Raw genomic sequence first — 1,496 nt, forward strand, 5'->3', positions numbered from 1 at the left:
TTGGGGATTTTCTATTCGGTAAATATTTGCTAATTGTCGTGCCGAGTCTACGCAACTAATCATAACACAAAGCCGTTACCACACATTTGAGAAAAAAATATGACTTTTGAATTAAACAATGAACAACGAAAATATTTAGGTTTAGAATTAGTTGCCGAAAACTGGGAAAAAGTCATACTCAAAGGAGATTCATATCGACCGAGTTCTATTATATACTTCGACAAAAACACAATCAAAAAACAAGTAATTTCGACTGAATTCAAATATTCGGAAATCCAATACAATGAGGAAACCAAAGACAGAGAATTTCTACTTCCTAAAACTCAAAAAGGTAAACCGAAGAAACTGACTTCCTCAACATTAGAATCAAAAACACCAATAGGTACATATTTCGATTTTGGAATTAATGGAATAACTATTGGAAATCACACGACTCAAAATACATTTTACTCAACTCATTTTGAGAATATAAAATTTAAAGATATTTCGGAATTAAAAAATTGGGTTACTGATTATATTAAAAATTCTACTTCAGATGACTTGAAATCAATTGAGAAATTCTCTTCAAAAAAGAGAAAAAGAATAAAATTAAAACAAGGCGATTTTTTTGCTTTCAAAGTTGATAGGAGAAATTATGGTTTTGGACGACTGATTTACGATTTAAGACCATTGAGAAAGGACTTAAAGTTTAAAGCAAATAAAAATTATGGAATAATGAATCTTATGACTCAGCCTTTAGTGATTAAGATTTACCATTGTATAAGTTCAACTAAAGAAATTGATTTAAATGAACTGAAAACAAAAAAATCTATTCCTGCCCAATATATTATGGACAATGTATTGTTTTATGGAAACTATGAAATAATTGGAAACCAACCATTGGCTGAAATAGAATATGATTTCCCAATTTCTTATTCTAAAAGTATTCATTTTGGAGATTTTGGAACTGTGTATTTGCAATATGGATTAATATATAAAGAAACCACAACTAAGAAATACGACAAGCATTTAGCAATTGAAAATTCAGATAAAAACGCTAAAAGTTGGGAAAAGGTTTTAAAGTCAAACCCATATAGAATTGAATCAATTGGAGCGAATTTAAACTTTCACAAAGAGACATTGGAGAATTGTATCAAAATAAACTCTAATCAACCTTATTGGGAATCTGAATATTATGAATTGGAAGCTGATTTGAGGAATCCAAAAAATAAAAGTGCTAAAAAAGACATATTTGAATTCTTCAATCTAAATCCGAATGGAACATATTACGAAAACTTAAAAAAATAAAAACGTGTGGTAACACCGTGTATAATTCATTGCTAGTGCTAGCTTGCTTGGAAATTCCTGCGGAATTTCCTCTGGTAAGTTTTATTTTGTTAATTTAGTTGCTCAAACACGCAACGAAATCATACACAAACACGTTGGCAGTCATTTAAACTCACTCTAAATGTACGATAGAGAAAAAGTAGAAAATTTTCAAATCCGAATGGAAGAAA

1 protein-coding gene is annotated in these 1,496 nt (G+C 29.5%); it reads left to right on the top strand.

Annotated features, from left to right (window positions below; all coding sequences use genetic code 11):
• The first annotated feature begins 99 nt into the window (after positions 1 to 99).
• Complete coding sequence (locus Q4586_RS13940) at positions 100 to 1,287, top strand: immunity 26/phosphotriesterase HocA family protein (RefSeq protein ID WP_303529997.1); 1,188 nt, start codon at positions 100 to 102, stop codon at positions 1,285 to 1,287.
• Positions 1,288 to 1,496: the final 209 nt, after the last annotated feature.

It is taken from the genome of Tenacibaculum soleae (assembly GCF_030549005.1).
Classification (GTDB): domain Bacteria; phylum Bacteroidota; class Bacteroidia; order Flavobacteriales; family Flavobacteriaceae; genus Polaribacter; species Polaribacter soleae.